This is a genomic window from Streptomyces sp. NPDC008238 (genome assembly GCF_042956445.1).
Lineage (GTDB): Bacteria > Actinomycetota > Actinomycetes > Streptomycetales > Streptomycetaceae > Actinacidiphila.
This window is the reverse complement of sequence record NZ_JBIBGK010000012.1, coordinates 59,325-77,024: the sequence shown is the minus strand read 5'-3', so window position 1 is coordinate 77,024 and position 17,700 is coordinate 59,325. Positions and strand designations below refer to the sequence as shown.

Genomic DNA, 17,700 nt, shown 5'->3' with positions numbered 1-17,700 from the left:
CCACCGAGCGTCCTCCGGGCGGGCGTTGACGCATCCGCGAGACGGCCGCCGTCGTCGCCGATCACTGCGACATGGACGGTGTCGGCGTGGGAATCGGCCCCGCCGAACACCTCCCTTGGTCCACGCCGATACGTCTGACCGGACGTCAGTCGGTGCCCGCGGCACGACCGCCGGCACCCGGGTGTCAGCGTCGATGTCGGTGCCCGCCGCCATGATGGCCGCATGCATGAGACGGACTGGTCACGGCTGTTCCACGCCTACGGCGCCGCCACGGACACCCCGCGGCATCTGGCCGCCCTGCGTACCGGGCGGGAGGCGGAGGTGGCGGCCGCCCTGGAGCACCTCGACGGGGCGATCGTGCACCAGGGCACGCCCTGGCCGGCCACACCCCCGGCCGTCCGGCAGGTCGCGGAGCTGCTCGCCGGGGAGCACCCGCCCGGTGTGCGGGCCGCGCTGCTGGGCTTCCTGCGGTACGCGGCGGAGGCGGCGCCGGGCCCGGAGGAGGCCGAGGAGTGCCGGGCGCGGGCGTTCCCCGCGGACGGCGCGGCGATCGACGCCTGGCAGGAGGCCTGGGCGGAGGCGGACGAGGAGGAGCAGGAGGCCCTCTGGGACCCGGAGACGGCCGACCTGGCGGTCCTCCGCGCGGCCGTCGGGATCCACGACGCGCTGCCCGCGGTCCACGCGGCCGCCGCCGTCCACCTGACGGACCCCGACCCGGAGGTGCGCGCCGCCGCGGCCTCCTGCCTGGCGCTCACCGCCGTGCACCCGGCGCTCGCCGGCCCGCGGCAGGAGGTGGTCCGGGCCCTCACCGCGGCCTCCCTCACGGCCGGGACGGACGAGCGCGCCGCCCTCGCCGTCCACCTGGGGGAACTGGGCGAGGCCCCCCGGGCCCTGCTCGCCGACCCCGAACCGGCCGTACGGGTCTGCGCCGCGCTCGCCCCCGCCCTCGAGGACGACGAGGACGCGCACACGGTGCTGCTGGACGCCCTGCGCGACCCGGCCGCGCTCGACGCGGCGTTCGGGCGGCTGCCGGCCGTCTTCTCCGGCCGGCCCCGCTTCACCGTCTCGGCCGTGGTGTGCCGCCGTGTCACCGAACCCGAGCGGCTGCTGCCCGCGGCGGTCGCCGTCCTGCCGCTGCTCCAGTGGCGCTACCCCAACCCGGACCTCGGCCCCTACCTGCCGCTGTTCTTCCCCGACGGCTGGCCGGACGCCCACGCCGCCACCCCGGCCCAGCGGGCCTACGCCGCCGCCGTGGCGGCGCACGACACCTTGTGGAACCCGCGCGGCGGCAACCGGGGCGCACTCTTCGTCCCGCTCGGGCTGCCCGACGACCGCGCCGCGTGGCGGGCCCTGAGCACGACGTCCGAATCCCGCCGGACGCCCTGAGCGCTCCCGGCGACGCTGGGGGCATGGACACCCATCGCACCACGTACGAGGTCCGGGCCCTCGACCCGGCCGTCGCGGAGGAACTGCGGGGCCTCGACGACGCCGGTCTCGTCCCCCGCCCCGAGCCGGACCCGGAGGGCGGCGCCCCGCTCCGCTGCTGCCTGCGGCACAGCGCGCCGGGGGAGCGGATCGCGTTGGCCGCCTACGCGCCGCTGCGGCGCTGGGCCGCCGCGACCGGCGCCGACCCCGGCCCCTACGGCGAGACCGGGCCGGTCTTCGTGCACGCCGCCGCGAAGGACTGCCCCGGCCCGCCGGGCGGCCCCGGCTACCCCGCCGGACTCCACGGCGAGCGGCGGGTCTTCCGCTGCTACGACGCCCGGGGCCGCATCCTCGGCGGCCGCCTCGTCCAGCTGACCGCGGACGAGGTCGCCGCGGGCGCCGCCGACGCGGTGCTGGCGGCCCGGTTCGCCGATCCGCGGGTCGTCCTGGTGCACGTGCGGGCCGTGGAGTACGGCTGCTTCCTCTTCGAGGCCGTCCGCGTGCCGTGAACGCGCCGTGAACGCGCCGAGGGCGCCCGTCCGCACGACGGGCGCCCTCGGGGTGGTGCGGGACGTCAGACGAGCTCGGCCTTCTCCAGCGCCGAGCAGCAGGTGTCGACGATGAGACGGGTGACGACGTAGGGGTCGACGTTGGCGTTGGGCCGGCGGTCCTCGATGTAGCCCTTCTTGTCGGCCTCGACCTGCCACGGGATGCGGACCGAGGCGCCGCGGTCGGAGACGCCGTAGCTGTACTCGCTCCATGGGGCGGTCTCGTGGGCGCCGGTCAGGCGGGCCTCGACGCCGGAGCCGTAGTTCTTGATGTGCTCCATCGGCTTGTCGTCGCGGCCGAGGGCCTCGCAGGCCTCGACGATCGCGTCGTAGCCCTCGCGCATGGCCTTGGTGGAGAAGTTGGTGTGCGCGCCCGCGCCGTTCCAGTCGCCCTGGGCCGGCTTGGGGTGGAGGGTGGCGGAGACGCCGAAGTCCTCGGCGGTGCGGTAGAGCAGCCAGCGCGCGACCCACAGCTGGTCCGCGACCTCCAGCGGGCTCAGCGGGCCCACCTGGAACTCCCACTGGCCCGGCATGACCTCGGCGTTGATGCCGGAGATGCCCAGGCCCGCGGCGAGGCAGTTGTCGAGGTGCTTCTCGACGATCTCGCGGCCGAAGATCTCGTCGGCGCCGACGCCGCAGTAGTAGCCGCCCTGCGGAGCGGGGTAGCCGGCCTCGGGGAAGCCCAGCGGGCGCGAGCCCTGGAAGAAGGTGTACTCCTGCTCGATGCCGAACAGCGACTCCTGGCCGGCGAAGCGCTCGGCGACCGGGCGCAGCAGGGCGCGGGTGTTGGAGGAGTGCGGCGTGCCGTCGATGCCGAAGACCTCGCACAGCACGAGCACGTTGTCGCCGCCGCGGATCGGGTCCGGGTACGTGGCGACGGGCTTGAGCACGCGGTCCGAGCTGTGGCCCTGGGCCTGGTTGGTGCTGGAGCCGTCGAAGCCCCACACCCCGGGCTCCGCGCCGTCGGCGAGGATCTTGGTCTTCGAGCGCAGCTTGGCGGTCGGCTCGGTACCGTCGATCCAGATGTACTCGGCCTTGTAGCTCACGGGCGTCATCCTTGTTGGCGTGGGCCTTGCGGGGCGGGTGTCGTTGCCGCTGCAGCGTCACAACCTGCGATTTCGCATCCATTGCTCATGTGTTAACCCGATGTGAACGAGGTCGTGTCCCACCTGCCGGACACCCGGCCCGGCGGGCGCGGCGGCCCCCGCGCACGTCCGGTGCCGTCGCCGCGCGGGCGCCGAAGGACCCATGCGGCACGGGCCGTTGACGACCGGCGCCGCTGGTCCGGCCGCCCCGGGGACGGGCCCCCTCGGACCGCCGTGACCAGGGACGTAGGGTGTGTGCCATGCCTCACATCACCGTGGACTACACGGGCAACCTCGCGGACGCCTTCGACCGGCGGGGCTTCGCGACCGCGTTGCACCCGCTCGTCGCCGAGACCATCGACACCAAGGTCGAGGCGTGCACGACCCGCTTCCGCCGGTCCGACGAGTACGTCCTCGCCGACGGCGCCCCCGGGCACGCGCTCGTCCTCGTCCGGGCCGCCGTCCTGTCCGGGCGCACGCCCGAGGCGAAGACCCGGCTGAGCGAGGCCGTCCTGGAACTCGTGCGCAAGCACCTCGCGCCGACCCCGGAGCTGAGCGTGCGGACCGCCGTCGACGTCGTCGACCTCGACCGCACCTGGTACCGCAGCCACCTCGAGCCGGCGGGGGAGCGGTGACCATGCGCATCGGACTCCTGGGCACCGGCCCCTGGGCGGAGATCGCCCACGGCCCCGCCCTCGCCGCCCACCCCGACGTCGAGTTCACCGGGATCTGGGGCCGCCGCCCCGAGGCCGCGGCCGCGCTCGCCGCGACCCTGGGCACCCGCGCCTACGCCGACGTGGACGAGCTGATCGGCGACGTGGACGCCGTCGCCGTCGCCCTGCCCCCGGACGTGCAGGCCCCGCTGGCCGTGCGTGCCGCCGAGGCCGGCCGGCACCTGCTGCTGGACAAGCCGGTCGCGACGACCGCCACCGACGCCCGCCGGGTCGCCGACGCCGCCGAGGCGGCCGGGGTGGCGTCGGTGGTCTTCTTCACCCTCCGCTTCGACGCGACGAGTTCCGTCTGGATCGACGAGCAGGCCACCCGGGACGGCTGGTTCACCGCGCGCGCGCAGTGGCTCGGTTCGGTGTTCACCTCCGGCGACAGCCCCTTCGCGGCCTCCCCCTGGCGGCGCGAGAAGGGCGCGCTGTGGGACGTCGGTCCGCACGCGCTGTCCGTGCTCCTGCCGGTCCTCGGGGACGTCACCGCGCTCACCGCCGTCCAGGGGCCGGGCGACACCGTCCACCTGGTGCTGCGGCACGACAGCGGCGCCTCCAGCACGGCGGCGCTGAGCCTCACCGCCCCTCCGGCGGCGGCCGGCATGACCGTCGAGCTGCGCGGCACCTCCGGCGTGGTCACGCTCCCCGAACGCGCCGACGGGCCCGTGCCCGCCTTCGGCAACGCCATCGACGCCCTGCTCACGGCCGTGCGCACCGGCGTCCCCCACCCCTGCGACGCCCGTTTCGCGGCGCGCGTGACGGAGTTGCTGGCCTCGGCCGACCCCGTGTGACGCGCCGTCAGGGGCAGGACCCTGGCGGGCGACTTGCGAAGTGCCTATCGTTTTGGGTATGGCAGCGGACTGGTGGTCCATCGAAGTCCTCAACGCCAGCACACCCGCCGCGGCATGGCGTGACGCGTACGCGTCGACGCTCGTGGAATCGGCGGTCACCAACCGTGCACTGGCGTGGGAATGGCACACGTACGGGTGGGGCGTCGTCTTCGAGTTGTGCTTCCGGGAAGAGGAGCACTGGCTCGCGTGGCGCGCCCTGCCCGGCACTCGCGCGGCGCTCGACGCCGTCCCCGATCCGGTCTCCGGCCTCCTGGTCCACCGCGGCCGCGGTGGCGCCGGCGGGGCCTTCGTCCCCCGCGCCCCGCACCGTTCGCCGGGCGCGGCCGCGGTGGGCCTCCCCGAACCCCCGCCGGATCCCGCAGGCGGCGCCCTCCTGTGCGAACGCGCGGCGCCCGTCTGACAACTCCGGGTGCCCCGCGGTGGGTGCCCGGCGAGATCGGGGAACCGCCGGCGGTGGTACCCGGGCCGAGAGCTCGTCGCGCGGCGCCCGGCCCGCGGTGGACACCCGCGCGGCGGGAAGAACGCGCGCCGCTGCGGCCTTGTACGGATCATGAAGGCCATCGTGTACACGCAAGGCGGCGGCCCCGAGGTGCTGCGCCTGACCGAGCGGCCGGTGCCGCAGCCGGGTCCGGGCGAAGTACGGGTGCGGGTCGAGGTGTCGGGGGTCAACCCGACGGACTGGAAGTCGCGGCGGGGCGGTCCGCCCGCCACGGTCGCGGAGCAGGTGCCGAACCAGGACGGCGCCGGTGTGGTCGACGCCGTCGGCGAGGGTGTCGACCCCGGGCGGACCGGTGAGCGGGTGTGGCTGTGGGAGGCCGCCTGGCAGCGGGCGGACGGCACCGCCCAGGAGTACGTGACGCTCCCCGCCGCGCACGCCGTGCCGCTGCCCGGTTCCGCGTCCTTCGACCTCGGCGCCGCCCTCGGCATCCCGGCGATGACCGCGCACCGCGCGCTGACCGTGGCCGAGCACGGCCCGGCGCGGCTCGCGCCGGGCGCCCTCGACGGCCGGACGGTCCTGGTCGCGGGAGGCGCGGGCGCGGTCGGCCACGCCGCGATCCGGCTCGCCCGCTGGGCCGGGGCCTCGGTGGTGACCACGGTCAGCGGCCCGTACAAGGGGGACCTCGCGCGGGCCGCGGGCGCGCACCACGTCGTCGACTACCGGGGCAGCGACGCCGCGGCGGAGATCCGCAGGGTCGCGCCCGGGGGCGTCGACGTCGTCGTGGAGGTGTCCGTCGCGCGGAACGCCGCGCTCGACCTGGCGGTGCTGGCGCCGGGCGGCGTGGTCGCCTACTACGCCGACAACGGCGGCGCCGAGTTCACCCTGCCCGTACGGGAGAGCTTCGCGCGCAACCTGCGCTGGCAGGGCGTCCTCGTCTACACCATGCCGGACGCGGCCAAGGCGGAGGCCGTCGCGGCGCTGACGGCGGCCCTGGCCGACGGGGCCATGCGGGTCGGCGAGGACGCGGGGCTGCCGCTGCACCGCTTCCCGCTGGAGCGCACCGCGGACGCGCACGCGGCGGTGGAGGAGGGCGCCGTGGGCAAGGTGCTCGTCGACGTCCGGCAGGCCGGGTAGCCGCGCGGGGCGGGCGGCCGGCGGAGCTGTCGCGTTTGTTCAAGACCGGCCGCCGCCCGTCCCCGCAGGCTGGGCCCATGACCGAAGCCCATGCGTTCATGTTCGAAGCCGCCGCCGAGGCGGCCCGGGTCGCCCGCGGCGTGGGCGGGGACCCCGCCCGCCTCGCCGCGCCGACGCCGTGCGGGGAGTGGGACACCCGCACGCTGCTCAACCACTGGATCCTCTACACCTCGCACGGCCTGGAGCACCGGGCGCTGCGCACACCGCTGCCCGACGAGCTCACCGCCCGCGACTTCACCGCCGCCCCGGACTGGGCCGCGGCGTACGCGCAGCAGCTGGACCGCGCCGTCGCGGCGTGGGCGGCGCCGGAGGTGTGGGAGGGGGACGTCGACCTGGGGTACGCCGCCGTGCCGGCCGCCGAGGTCGCCTCGATGATCGTCAAGGAGCTGGCCGTCCACGGCTGGGACGTGGCCCGCGCCACCGGCCAGGAGTACCGCTGCGGCGCGGGGCTCGGCGCCTTCGTGCTGGAGGTCGTCGACCGGTACGCCGAGGTGTACCGCACCTACGAGGGGTTCGCGGCACCCGTCACGCTCCCGGACCCCGCCGCGGCGACCGCCTTCGAGCGGGCCCTGGCCCTGTCCGGCCGTACGCCGGAGCGCCGGCCGGGGCCCGTGCGCTGACGGCGGCCGGCGTGCCGATGAGTCTCTACGTGCCGACGGGCGCCTACGCGCTGATGGCGTTCGTGGCGAGCAGGCCGAAGAGGAGGGCGCCGATCACGAGCCGGTAGACGATGAACGCGTTGAACGAGTGCTTGGCCACGAACTTCAGCAGCCAGGCGATCGACGCGTACGCGACGACGAAGGAGACGACCGTTCCGACGACGAGCGGCGCCGTGTCCACACCGGCGCCGAGAGCGTCCTTCAGCTCGTACAGGCCGGCGCCGGTCAGCGCGGGGATACCCAGGAAGAAGGAGAGCCGCGTCGCGGCGACCCGGTCCAGGTCGAGGATGAGCGCGGTGGACATCGTCGCGCCGGAGCGGGAGAAGCCGGGGAAGAGCAGGGCGAGGATCTGCGAGGAACCGACGAGCATCGCGTCCTTGAACGTGGTGTCGTCCTCGCCGCGCTTGTGGCGGCCCATCTGGTCGGCCGCCCACATCACGCCGCTGCCGACGATCAGCGAGCCCGCGACCACCCACAGCGAGGCCAGTGGCCCCTCGATGAGCGGCTTGGCAGCCAGGCCGACGACGACGATCGGGATCGTCGCGAAGATCACCCACCAGCCGAACTTGTAGTCGTGGTGGTACCGCTCCTCGCGGTTGGCGATGCCGGTGAACCACGCCTTGCAGATCCGGACGATGTCCTTGAAGAAGTAGACCAGCACGGCCGCGATGGCGCCGGACTGGATGACCGCGGAGAAGGCGACGACGGCCTTGTCGTCCACCGGGATGCCCATCAGGCCCTCGGTGATCTTCAGGTGGCCGGTGGACGAGATCGGGAGGAACTCGGTGACCCCCTCCACGACGCCGAGCACAGCTGCCTGACCGATACTGATGGCGCTCATGGGACCCATCTCTGCGGAGTACGTGGCATGCCCGGGCCTGCACCGGCCGGAGCCCTACGGAGTGTAAGAGAAGTCCCGCGCCCCCCGCGAACCAGGGCCGCCCCGCCGCCCGCCCCCGGCGGGCGGCGACCTCGTGGACGGCGCGGTCGCACGGCAGCCCGGGACGGCGGCCTGTCACGTACGTCACATTCCCGGGCATCTCCGGCTAAACAGTGGCAAACCGGATGCCGGTCGGGCGGAACCGGAGAAATGCCCCCATGGTGACGCGGTCCCGGTACGGCCGTGCCCGGGGTGCCGCGCGGGACAGCGGCGGAGGGGCGGGGGATCGCCCAAGACCCTTACGGGGCAGGGACGATGGGGCGGAGGGCTCGAACGGGCCCGGCCGTGGGAAATACTGGCGGCCGCACGCCTGCGTAGGAGCCTTTCATGTCGATGATCAGCAATCTCCGCAAAGCCGTCCGCCTCACCCACATACGCCAACGGCGCGTGGACCTGAGCCACCCGGCGCGTTCCCCGCTGGGCAGCTCGGTGGTGAACTGCGTGATCTACAGGGACGGACTGCGGCAGGACGACTGCGCCGCGTACGAGGCGATCGCCCGGGTCCGCAAGTCCGGTCGCGGCTTCGTGTGGATCGGGCTCCACGAGCCGTCGGAGGCGGAGTTCGCCGGTGTCGCCGAGCTGTTCGGGCTCCACCCGCTCGCGGTCGAGGACGCCGTCCACGCCCAGCAGCGGCCCAAGCTGGAACGGTACGGCGACACCCTCTTCACCGTCCTCAAGACCGCCCGCTACGTCGAGCACGACCGGCTCACCGCCACCAGCGAGGTCGTGGAGACCGGCGACCTCATGGTCTTCACCGGTCCCGACTTCGTCATCACGGTGCGCCACGGCGGCCACGGCTCCCTGGGCCCGCTCCGGGAGGGCCTGGAGACCGTCCCCGACCAGCTCGCCAAGGGGCCGGCCGCCGTCCTGCACGCGATAACCGACCACGTCGTCGACGAGTACCTCGCCGTCACCGCCGCCGTCCACGAGGACATCGAGCAGGTCGAGACGGACGTCTTCTCCGACCACCACGGCCGCGGCACCGACGCCGGCCGGATCTACCAGCTCAAGCGCGAACTGCTGGAGCTCAAGCGGGCCGTGGTCCCGCTCGGCCGCCCCCTCCAGCGGCTCGCCGAGGACCCGCTGCCCGGCGTCGAGGAGGACCTGCGGACCTACTTCCGCGACGCCGCCGACCACCTCGCCCGCGCCACCGAGCAGGTCAACTCCTTCGACGAACTGCTCAACTCGATCCTCCAGGCCAACATCGCGCAGGTGACCATGGCCCAGAACGAGGACATGCGCAAGATCAGCGCCTGGGTCGCCATCCTCGCCGTCCCCACCATGATCTGCGGCCTGTACGGCATGAACTTCGACCACATGCCGGAGCTGCGCTGGACCTACGGCTATCCGCTCGCCGTGGGCGTGATGGTCGTCGCCTGCTACGTCATCCACCGCGGATTCCGGCGCAACGGCTGGTTGTGAGCAGTGCTGTGTGACATATTACCGGCGTGAGCAAGCCGACGAGCTGCGATGTCGTGGTCGTCGGCGCCGGGATGGTGGGCGCGGCCTGCGCCCTCCACGCCGCGGCGGCCGGGCTCCGCACCGTCCTGGTGGACCGCGGACCGGTGGCCGGCGGCACGACCGGGGCCGGCGAGGGCAATCTGCTGGTGTCCGACAAGGAACCGGGTCCGGAGCTCGGACTCGCCCTGCTCTCCGCCCGCCTCTGGCAGGAGCTGACGGAACGTCACAACCTCGGCGCGACCGCCGAGTACGAGGCCAAGGGCGGACTCGTCGTGGCCTCCGGCGAGGACGGACTGCGCGCGCTCCTGGACTTCGCCGCCGCTCAGCGGCGCGAAGGCGTCCGGGCCGTGCCCGTCCCGGCGGACGGGCTGCACGACCTCGAACCCCACCTGGCGGACGGCCTCGCCGGAGGCGTCCACTACCCGCAGGACGCCCAGGTGCAGCCCGCGCTCGCCGCCGCCCGCCTCGTCCGCGCCGCCCGCGACCTGGGCGCCGAGGCGCGGCTCGGCACCACGGTGACGGCCGTGCTCCGCGGGCCGGACGGCGCCGTGCGCGGGGTCCGCACCGACCGCGGCGACATCCACGCCCCGGCCGTCGTCAACGCCGCGGGCACCTGGGGCGGCGAGGTCGCCGCCCTCGCCGGGGTACGGCTGCCCGTACTGCCGCGGCGCGGCTTCGTCCTGGTCACCGAACCCCTCCCGGCACGCACCGTCCGGCACAAGGTGTACGCGGCGGACTACGTCGCCGACGTCGCCAGCGACTCCGCCGACCTGCAGACCTCCGCGGTCGTCGAGGCCACCGCCGCGGGCCCCGTCCTCATCGGCGCCAGCCGTGAACGCGTCGGCTTCGACCGCACCTTCTCCCTGCCGGTCGTACGCCGCCTCGCCGCCCAGGCCCTCGCCCTCTTCCCGGTGCTCCGGGACGTCGCGACGCTGCGCGCCTACACCGGCTTCCGCCCCTACCTGCCGGACCACCTCCCCGCGATCGGCCCCGACCCCCGCGTCCCCGGGCTGCACCACGCGTGCGGCCACGAGGGCGCGGGCATCGGACTCGCCCCGGCGACCGGCCACCTGATCGCCCAGTGCCTCACCGGGGCCCGCCCCGAGCTCGACCTCACCCCCTTCCGCCCCGACCGCTTCCCCGCCGAGGAGGCCACCCCGTGAGCCGCCGCAGTCCCCTGCGCCTGGCCCGCGCCGTACCGGGCCCGGGCTTCACCTTCACCTTCGACGGGCACGAGGTCCCCGCCCAACCCGGGCAGTCCGTCGCCGCCGCCCTCTGGTCGGCCGGCGTCCTGTCCTGGCGCACCACCCGCGTCGACGCCGCCCCCCGCGGGGTCTTCTGCGGGATCGGCGTCTGCTTCGACTGCCTCGTCACGGTCAACGGCCGCCCCGGCGTGCGCGCCTGCGTCACCGAGGCCCACCCCGGCGACGTCGTCACGCCGCAGGCCGGTACGGGGGAGCTGCCGTGAGCGCCGACGGCGGGGCCCCGGCGCGGGCGGCCGGACGGCCGTACGTCGCGGCTGGGACGGACGTGGGGAGTCGCCCGCCCCGGGGGCTTGGCCGCGTCCCCTGGTGCGGTCCGCGGTGGGCGTCGCGCATCGGGCCGGCGGGGGAGGCGAGCGGGGACGGGCACGGGCCGGCCGCCGTGGGGACGGGGGTCACGGCGCCGCCGGTGGCCGCGGCCGCGGGCGTGCGCGTCGCGCTGGTGGACGCCGTGCCGCAGGCAGGCGGGCGGTTCCGCCGGCAGCCCGCGTCGCCGGGCCCGGTCCGCGGGGTGCGCCGCGCACCGGGCCCGCCGGAGAGTCGTCGCGGGAGGCGGATGTGACCGGGGAGAGGTACGGGCTGGCCGTCGTCGGCGCCGGGCCGGCGGGGGTCGCCGCGGCGCTGGAGGCCGCGGACGCGGGTGTACGGGTCGCTCTGGTGGACGCCGCGCCCCAGCCGGGCGGACAGTTCTACCGGCAGCCCGCACCAGGGCTCCGGGCCCGCAGGCCGCAGGCCCTGCACCACGCGTGGCGCACCTGGCGGAGGCTGCGCGAACGCCTCGACGCCCACATCGCGGCGGGCCGTATCACCCACCTGCCGGGACGTCAGGTCTGGTCCCTGGAACCGGGGTTCACCCTCCACACCCTCGAATCGGGCGCGATCGGCGCGGACGCGGTGGTCCTGGCGACCGGGGGCTACGAGAAGGTGCTGCCGTTCCCCGGCTGGACGCTGCCCGGGGTCGTCACGGCGGGCGGCGCGCAGGCCATGCTCAAGGGCGGCCTGGTGCTCCCCGGGCGTACGGTCGTCGTCGCCGGTACGGGCCCGCTGCTGCTCCCCGTCGCGGCGGGCCTCGCGGCGGCCGGGGCGCGCGTCGCGGCGCTCGCCGAGGCCGCCGACCCGCGCGCCCTGCTGCGGCACGCCACCGCCGTACCCCTCGGCAAGGCCGTGGAGGGCGCCGGCTACGCCGCCCGCCTCGCCCGGCACGGTGTCCGCGTGCGCTGGCGGCACACCGTCGTCGCCGCCCACGGCACGGACCGCGTCGAGGCGGTCACCCTGGCCGGACCCGGCGGCGTACGGCGCCGCGTCGCCTGCGACGCCCTCGCCGTGGGCCACGGGCTGCTGCCGCACACCGACCTCGCCGGCTCCTTCGACGTGGACGCGGAACAGCGCACCCCCACCCCCGGCCTCTGGGCCGCGGGCGAGGTCACCGGCGTCGGTGGCGCGGAACTCGCCCTCGCCGAGGGGGAGATCGCCGGACGGTCCGCCGCCGCCCGGCTGCGCGGCACGGAGCCCGACCCCGCGGCGTGGGCGGCCGCCGCCCGCCGCCGCGAGCGGCTGCGGCGGTTCGCCGCCGTGCTCGACGCCGTCTACCGCCTCCCCGGCGACTGGGCGCAGTCCGCCGTCACCGACGACACCCTGGTGTGCCGCTGCGAGGAGGTGCCCGCCTCCGCCGTCCGTGAGGCCGTCCGCGACCTCGGCGCCGGCGACCTGCGCACCGTCAAGCTGCTCACCCGCGCCGGGATGGGCTGGTGCCAGGGCCGCGTCTGCGGCCCGGGCGTCGCCGCCGTCGCCGGATGCCCCTTCACCGACCCCGGGCGGCCCCTCGCCCGGCCCGTGCCGCTCGGCCTGCTGGCCGGCGCGGCAGACGAAGAGGAAGAGAGGGAACAGCCATGAACACCACCCCCGACCGCCCGTGGCGCGGCGTGCTCGTCGCCACCGCCCTGCCGCTGCGCGCCGAGGACCTGTCCGTCGACTACGACGCCTACGCCGCCCACTGCGCCTGGCTGGTGGCGAACGGCTGCGACGGTGTCGTGCCCAACGGCTCCCTCGGCGAGTACCAGGTCCTGACCCCCGCCGAGCGCGCGCGGGTCGTGGAGACTGCCGTCGCCGCGATCGGCGGCGAGCGCGTCGTGCCGGGCGTCGCCGCGTACGGCTCCGGCGAGGCACGCCGCTGGGCCGAGCACGCCGCCGACGCCGGATGCTCGGCCGTGATGCTGCTGCCACCCAACGCCTACCGCGCGGACGAGCGTTCGGTGCACGCCCACTACGCCGAGGTCGCGCGGGCCGGGCTGCCGGTCGTCGCGTACAACAACCCGTACGACACCAAGGTCGACCTGACCCCGCGGCTGCTCACGGAGCTGTACGAGGCCGGCCACATCAAGGCCGTGAAGGAGTTCAGCGGCGACGTGCGCCGCGCCTGGGAGCTGGCCGAACTCGCCCCGGAACTGGACCTCGTGATCGGTGCCGACGACGTGCTGCTCGAACTGGCCGCCGCCGGCGCCAAGGGCTGGGTCGCGGGCTACCCCAACGCCCTGCCCCGGGCCTGCGGCGAGCTCTTCCGCGCCGCGGTCGCCGGGGACACCGGGACCGCGCTGCCGCTCTACCGCTCCCTGCACCCGCTGCTGCGCTGGGACTCCCGGACGGAGTTCGTCCAGGCCATCAAGCTCTCGATGGACCTCGCCGGACGCCACGGGGGCCCCTGCCGCCCGCCGCGGGTGCCGCTGCTGCCGGAGCAGGAGAAGGAGGTCCGGGCCGCCACCGAGGCCGCGATGGCCTCGGGCCTCGCGTAACGGCCCCGGCCCGCGGCCCCGGAAGCCGTTCCGGGCCCGCGCCCCGGCCCGCTTCCGGCCCGGGCCGGGCCCGTCGCCCCGGCAGCAGGCCCCGACCCCCGCCCCCGAGCCCCACGAGCCAGGGCCCAGGGCCAGGGCCACGACCCAGGGCCCGCGAGGACGACACACCCCACGCGCGGCGAACCCGTCCCGCACGCAACGGAGTCCGGTCCGCGACCACCTCAGGCACCCCCACCCACCCCCGGCCCACGACCCAGGGCCCACGAGGAGGACACACCCCATGCGCAGCAAACTCGTCCTGCACGCCGTGGACTCCCACACCGAGGGCATGCCCACCCGCGTCGTCACCGGCGGCATCGGCACGGTCCCCGGTTCCACCATGAACGAACGCCGCCTCCACTTCCGTGACCACCTCGACCACATCCGGCACCTGCTGATGGACGAACCGCGCGGCCACGCCGCGATGAGCGGGGCGATCCTGCAGCCGCCGACCCGCCCGGACGCCGACTACGGCGTGATCTACATCGAGGTCTCCGGCTACCTCCCGATGTGCGGGCACGGCACGATCGGCGTGGCGACCGTCCTCGTCGAGACCGGCATGGTCCCGGTGACCGAGCCCGTCACCACGGTCCGCCTCGACACCCCGGCCGGGCTGGTCGTCGCGGAGGTCGCCGTGAGCGGGGGCGCGGCGACCGCCGTGACCCTGCGCAACGTCCCCTCGTTCAGCGTCGCGCTGGACCGCAAGGCCGTCCTCGCCGACGGCCGCACGGTCACCTACGACCTCGCGTACGGGGGCAACTTCTACGCGATCCTTCCCCTGGACGCCTTCGGCCTGCCCTTCGACCGGTCCCGCAAGGACGACATCCTCGCCGCCGGCCTCGCGCTGATGGACGCGATCAACGCCGAGGAGCCGCCCGTCCACCCGGAGGACCCGACGATCCGCGGCTGCAAGCACGTCCAGTTGCTGGCGCCCGGCTCCACGGCGGTCCGCTCGCGGCACGCCATGGCCATCCACCCGGGCTGGTTCGACCGTTCGCCCTGCGGCACCGGTACGAGCGCGCGCATGGCGCAGCTGCACGCCCGCGGCGAACTGCCCCTGGACCAGGACTTCGTGAACGAGTCCTTCATCGGCACGCACTTCACCGGCCGGCTCACCGGCACCACCGAGGTGGCGGGCGTGCCCGCCGTGCTGCCGTCCGTCACGGGCCGCGCCTGGATCACCGGCACGGCCCAGTACCTGCTCGACCCGTCCGACCCGTTCCCCGCCGGATTCGTCCTCTAGCGCCCCGGACACCGATACTGGGCGCATACATGCCACGCCGCCGAGGAGGAGCCACCGCATGGCAGCGCACGACGGGCCCGCCCTGCCCGCCCTCGGCGGTCAGCGCACCGGCAGTTACCGCGAGCGCGTCGCGGACGCCCTGCGGGCGGCGCTGGTGGCGGGGGAACTGCGGCCCGGCGAGGTGCACTCGGTGCCCGCGCTGGCCGGCCGCTTCGGCATCTCCGCCACGCCCGTCCGCGAGGCGCTGCTGGACCTGGCCAAGGAGGGGCTGCTCGACCCGGTGCCCAACAAGGGCTTCCGGGTGACCGCGGTCTCCGAGCGGCAGCTCGACGAGTACACCCACATCCGCTCCCTCATCGAGATCCCGACCGTCACCGGCCTCGCCTCCACCGCCGACGCCCCGGCGCTGGAGGCGCTGCGCCCGGCCGCCGAGCAGATCGTCGACGCCGCCGCGGCCGGCGACCTCATCGCCTACGTGGAGGCCGACCGCCGCTTCCACCTGGGGCTGCTCGCGCTCGCCGGCAACGAGCACCTGGTCGAGGTGGTCGGCGACCTGCGCAAGCGTTCCCGGCTGTACGGCCTCACGGCGCTCGCCGAACGCGGCCTGCTCCGCGCCTCCGCCGAGGAGCACCTGGAACTGCTGGACGCCCTGCTGGCCCGCGACGGCGCCGCCGTGCAGGCCGTCATGACCCGGCACCTCGGCCATGTCAGGGGCCTGTGGGCACGTTGACCGGCGGAGGCGGCCCGGGACCGTTCTTCGCCGTACGCACCGGGCCGGGGGAGCCGCGGGCCGAGGGCTTCGTGCCACTGGCGGAGGTCTACGCCGGGCGGCCCTCGCCCGCGCTCACCGGACGTGTGGCGGAGGTCGGCCGGCGGCTCGGCACGCGGGAGCGGCGCGTCGCCGCCTCGCTGGCCCACCAGGGGCTGGCCGCGCGGCTGTGGTCCGTCGCGCTCGGCCCGGCGGCGCTCACCGGCCGCATGCCCGACCTGTCCGGCGGACGCCTGTGGTGGCACCCCGGCCGGTCCGCCCCGGACGAACTGTGGCTGCCGGACGACGTCCCGCAGGTCCCCGCGGGCCGGCTGCGCGAGGACGTGCTCCTGGGCCACCTGGTGCCCCTCTGCGAGGCCGTGCACGCGGTGTCGGGCGTGGCGCCCGCACTGCTGTGGGGCAACACCGCCTCGGCCCTCGCCGGCACCCTGCGGGTGCTGCACTCCTGGTGCCTGGGGGAGGGCGCACGGCCTGACGCGGCCACCCGCGCCGTCGCGCTGGCGAAGGAACTGACGGCGGATCCGCTCCTGTGCGACGCCGGTGAACTCCGCCTCACCGGGCCTGGCGCGCCCGCCTACACCCGCCGCAGCTGCTGCCTGTACTACCGCGTGCCGGGCGGCGGGCTGTGCGGGGACTGCGCGCTGCGCTGAGCGCGGCCGGCCTCCCGTGGGCGCCGCGTGGAACTCCCGGTGACCAGGAACTCTTCACGTGGGCAGAGAAGTTGATGATGTGAAAAGCTGTCGTCAGCGGTGCCGGGTCAGGGCCGGGACGGCCGCCGAGAGGAGCGCAGCGTGATGGAGAACGGCTTCCGCGCCGAGGAGATCGACACCGGCAGGCCGCACCCCGCGCGGATCTACGACTACCTGCTGGGCGGCAAGGACAACTACGAGGTGGACCGCAAGGCCGCCGACGCACTCGCCGCCGCGGCGCCCGAGGTGAGGATCGGCGTCCGCGCCAACCGGGCCTTCATGCGCCGTGCCGTCCGGCACGTGGTGGAGAGCGGCGTCCGCCAGATCCTCGACATCGGCACCGGCCTCCCCACCTCGCCCAACGTGCACGAGATCGCCCAGGAAGCGGCGCCCGACGTCCGCATCGCATACGTCGACAACGACCCGATCGTCAACACCCACGCCAACGCCCTGCTCAGCCGCTCGGGCGCCACCAGCGTCGTGCTCGGCGACCTGCGCGACCCCCGGGCCCTCCTGGAGCACCCCGACGTCCGACGGGTCATCGACTTCGACCGGCCCGTCGCCCTGCTGCTCGTCGCCGTCCTCCACTTCCTCACCGACGAGGAGAAGCCCGCGGAGGTGGTCGCCACCCTGCGCGACGCGCTCCCGGCCGGCAGCTACCTGGTGCTCTCGCACGCCACCGGTGACTTCGCCGACCGCAGCGACGCCCAGGCCGTCTACAACAACGCCACCGCGAGCCTCAACCTGCGTCCGCACGCCGAGGTCGCGCGGTTCTTCGACGGCTTCGAACTCGAGGAGCCGGGCCTCGTCCAGGTCCCCTTCTGGCGCCCCGGCACCCCGGTCCCGCCGCGCTCCGGCGAGATCGGCTTCTACGGCGGCGTCGGCCGCCGCGTCTAGCGGGACCCGCCCGTTTCCTCAGGCGGGCCGGTCCAGCCGGGCCTTGAGGACCCGGGCCCGGGCCTGCTGGACCGTTCGCGCCTGGGAGGCGGCGAAGCGCAGCAGACCGGGCGGCGTGCGCAGGCGCAGGGTGTCGGTGACGATGCTGCCGGCGCCGCAGCGCTCTATGGCGAAGCGGTAGCCCATGCGGATCCGGGCCGGGCTGCGGACCTCGCCGGAGATCTCGGCGGAGTGCGGCAGCCGGTCCGGGACGGCGACGAGTGTCACGCCGATGATGTTGTCGTGCCGCAGCAGACCCAGGAACCGGAACCGCTCCACGGCCGTGTAGTGCACGCTCCCGCCGCTGCGGTGCACGTCGCGCACGTCGACGAGGAGCGGCGACAGGCCGATGTAGTGCGTCGGCTCGGCCAGGTGCGCGTAGACCTCCTCCGGAGGCGCGGCCACCCGGAAAATGTGCTCCAGTTCGGTGGACGGCATCGCGGACCCCTCCTCGGCACGGCACCCGGCACGGGGATCCTCCCACCCGGGCGCGCGCCGCACACCGGCTTCCGGGACGGGAAAGCCGTCGGGGGGGGGGGCGGGGGGGGGGGGGGCGGGCGCCGGGGGGGGGCCCGGGCCGGGGGGGGGGGGCCCCCCCCCCCCCCCGGGCGCCACAGAATTGGGCTTATATGTGGAAAAAATGGGGGGGGGGGCG

Annotated in this window: 19 protein-coding genes; 16 read left to right on the top strand and 3 right to left on the bottom strand. The window is 75.4% G+C overall.

The window, feature by feature from the left end:
• Window positions 1–222 precede the first annotated feature (222 nt).
• Window positions 223–1,386, top strand: coding sequence for a hypothetical protein (locus ACFZAU_RS24055; RefSeq protein ID WP_500553872.1), 1,164 nt, complete (start codon window positions 223–225; stop codon window positions 1,384–1,386).
• Between the two features lie 23 nt (window positions 1,387–1,409).
• Window positions 1,410–1,934, top strand: coding sequence for a DUF1203 domain-containing protein (locus ACFZAU_RS24050; protein ID WP_500553871.1), 525 nt, complete (start codon window positions 1,410–1,412; stop codon window positions 1,932–1,934).
• 65 nt (window positions 1,935–1,999) lie between these two features.
• On the opposite strand, the gene glnII is transcribed toward ACFZAU_RS24050, so the two are convergent.
• Entirely contained in the window at window positions 2,000–3,019 is a 1,020-nt protein-coding gene (glnII, locus tag ACFZAU_RS24045) for a glutamine synthetase (protein ID WP_499598184.1), read from the bottom strand.
• Window positions 3,020–3,318: 299 nt separating this feature from the next.
• Between glnII and ACFZAU_RS24040 the strand changes: the two genes are divergently transcribed.
• From ACFZAU_RS24040 to ACFZAU_RS24020, 5 genes are all read left to right on the top strand, one after another.
• Window positions 3,319–3,693: a 5-carboxymethyl-2-hydroxymuconate Delta-isomerase gene (locus ACFZAU_RS24040; protein ID WP_500553870.1), complete on the top strand. Its 375-nt coding sequence runs from the start codon at window positions 3,319–3,321 to the stop codon at window positions 3,691–3,693.
• Between the two features lie 2 nt (window positions 3,694–3,695).
• On the top strand, window positions 3,696–4,565 hold the full coding sequence (locus tag ACFZAU_RS24035) for a Gfo/Idh/MocA family protein (protein ID WP_500553869.1): 870 nt from the start codon (window positions 3,696–3,698) through the stop codon (window positions 4,563–4,565).
• Window positions 4,566–4,623: 58 nt separating this feature from the next.
• Complete coding sequence (locus ACFZAU_RS24030) at window positions 4,624–5,025, top strand: hypothetical protein (protein ID WP_500553868.1); 402 nt, start codon at window positions 4,624–4,626, stop codon at window positions 5,023–5,025.
• 150 nt (window positions 5,026–5,175) lie between these two features.
• On the top strand, window positions 5,176–6,198 hold the full coding sequence (locus ACFZAU_RS24025) for an NADPH:quinone reductase (RefSeq protein WP_500553867.1): 1,023 nt from the start codon (window positions 5,176–5,178) through the stop codon (window positions 6,196–6,198).
• A 77-nt stretch (window positions 6,199–6,275) separates the two neighbouring features.
• Window positions 6,276–6,878 carry a TIGR03086 family metal-binding protein gene (locus ACFZAU_RS24020; RefSeq protein WP_500553866.1) on the top strand — a complete coding sequence of 201 codons (603 nt, stop codon included), beginning with the start codon at window positions 6,276–6,278 and terminating at the stop codon, window positions 6,876–6,878.
• A 43-nt stretch (window positions 6,879–6,921) separates the two neighbouring features.
• Here ACFZAU_RS24020 and ACFZAU_RS24015 read toward each other — a convergent pair whose 3' ends face one another.
• Complete coding sequence (locus tag ACFZAU_RS24015) at window positions 6,922–7,758, bottom strand: undecaprenyl-diphosphate phosphatase (RefSeq protein ID WP_499598168.1); 837 nt, start codon at window positions 7,756–7,758, stop codon at window positions 6,922–6,924.
• Between the two features lie 426 nt (window positions 7,759–8,184).
• On the opposite strand from ACFZAU_RS24015, the gene ACFZAU_RS24010 reads away from it, so the two are divergent.
• The 9 genes from ACFZAU_RS24010 to ACFZAU_RS23970 all read left to right on the top strand — a co-directional run bounded on the left by ACFZAU_RS24010 (window position 8,185) and on the right by ACFZAU_RS23970 (window position 17,006).
• On the top strand, window positions 8,185–9,279 hold the full coding sequence (locus ACFZAU_RS24010; protein WP_500459611.1) for a magnesium and cobalt transport protein CorA: 1,095 nt from the start codon (window positions 8,185–8,187) through the stop codon (window positions 9,277–9,279).
• 26 nt (window positions 9,280–9,305) lie between these two features.
• Window positions 9,306–10,481, top strand: a complete 1,176-nt coding sequence (locus ACFZAU_RS24005; RefSeq protein ID WP_500553865.1) for an NAD(P)/FAD-dependent oxidoreductase — start codon at window positions 9,306–9,308, stop codon at window positions 10,479–10,481.
• Complete coding sequence (locus ACFZAU_RS24000; protein WP_500553864.1) at window positions 10,478–10,786, top strand: (2Fe-2S)-binding protein; 309 nt, start codon at window positions 10,478–10,480, stop codon at window positions 10,784–10,786. Before ACFZAU_RS24005 ends, ACFZAU_RS24000 begins: the two co-directional genes overlap by 4 nt.
• Before the next feature lie 352 nt (window positions 10,787–11,138).
• Entirely contained in the window at window positions 11,139–12,473 is a 1,335-nt protein-coding gene (locus ACFZAU_RS23995) for an FAD-dependent oxidoreductase (RefSeq protein WP_500553863.1), read from the top strand.
• A complete protein-coding gene (locus ACFZAU_RS23990; RefSeq protein ID WP_500553862.1) occupies window positions 12,470–13,369 on the top strand; it encodes a dihydrodipicolinate synthase family protein in 900 nt (299 codons plus the stop codon). The genes ACFZAU_RS23995 and ACFZAU_RS23990 overlap by 4 nt, the downstream gene beginning before the upstream one ends.
• A gap of 280 nt (window positions 13,370–13,649) precedes the next feature.
• The gene (locus tag ACFZAU_RS23985; protein ID WP_500553861.1) at window positions 13,650–14,651 is read left to right on the top strand and encodes a proline racemase family protein; all 1,002 of its coding nucleotides are present in this window, start codon (window positions 13,650–13,652) and stop codon (window positions 14,649–14,651) included.
• 58 nt (window positions 14,652–14,709) lie between these two features.
• The gene (locus ACFZAU_RS23980; protein WP_499598149.1) at window positions 14,710–15,381 is read left to right on the top strand and encodes a GntR family transcriptional regulator; all 672 of its coding nucleotides are present in this window, start codon (window positions 14,710–14,712) and stop codon (window positions 15,379–15,381) included.
• A complete protein-coding gene (locus tag ACFZAU_RS23975; RefSeq protein WP_500553860.1) occupies window positions 15,369–16,070 on the top strand; it encodes a (2Fe-2S)-binding protein in 702 nt (233 codons plus the stop codon). Before ACFZAU_RS23980 ends, ACFZAU_RS23975 begins: the two co-directional genes overlap by 13 nt.
• Window positions 16,071–16,214: 144 nt before the next feature.
• Window positions 16,215–17,006: an SAM-dependent methyltransferase gene (locus ACFZAU_RS23970; RefSeq protein WP_500553964.1), complete on the top strand. Its 792-nt coding sequence runs from the start codon at window positions 16,215–16,217 to the stop codon at window positions 17,004–17,006.
• A gap of 18 nt (window positions 17,007–17,024) precedes the next feature.
• Here ACFZAU_RS23970 and ACFZAU_RS23965 read toward each other — a convergent pair whose 3' ends face one another.
• Window positions 17,025–17,483 (bottom strand): SRPBCC family protein, encoded by a 459-nt coding sequence (locus tag ACFZAU_RS23965; RefSeq protein ID WP_500553859.1) that lies wholly within the window; start codon window positions 17,481–17,483, stop codon window positions 17,025–17,027.
• Window positions 17,484–17,700 lie beyond the last annotated feature (217 nt).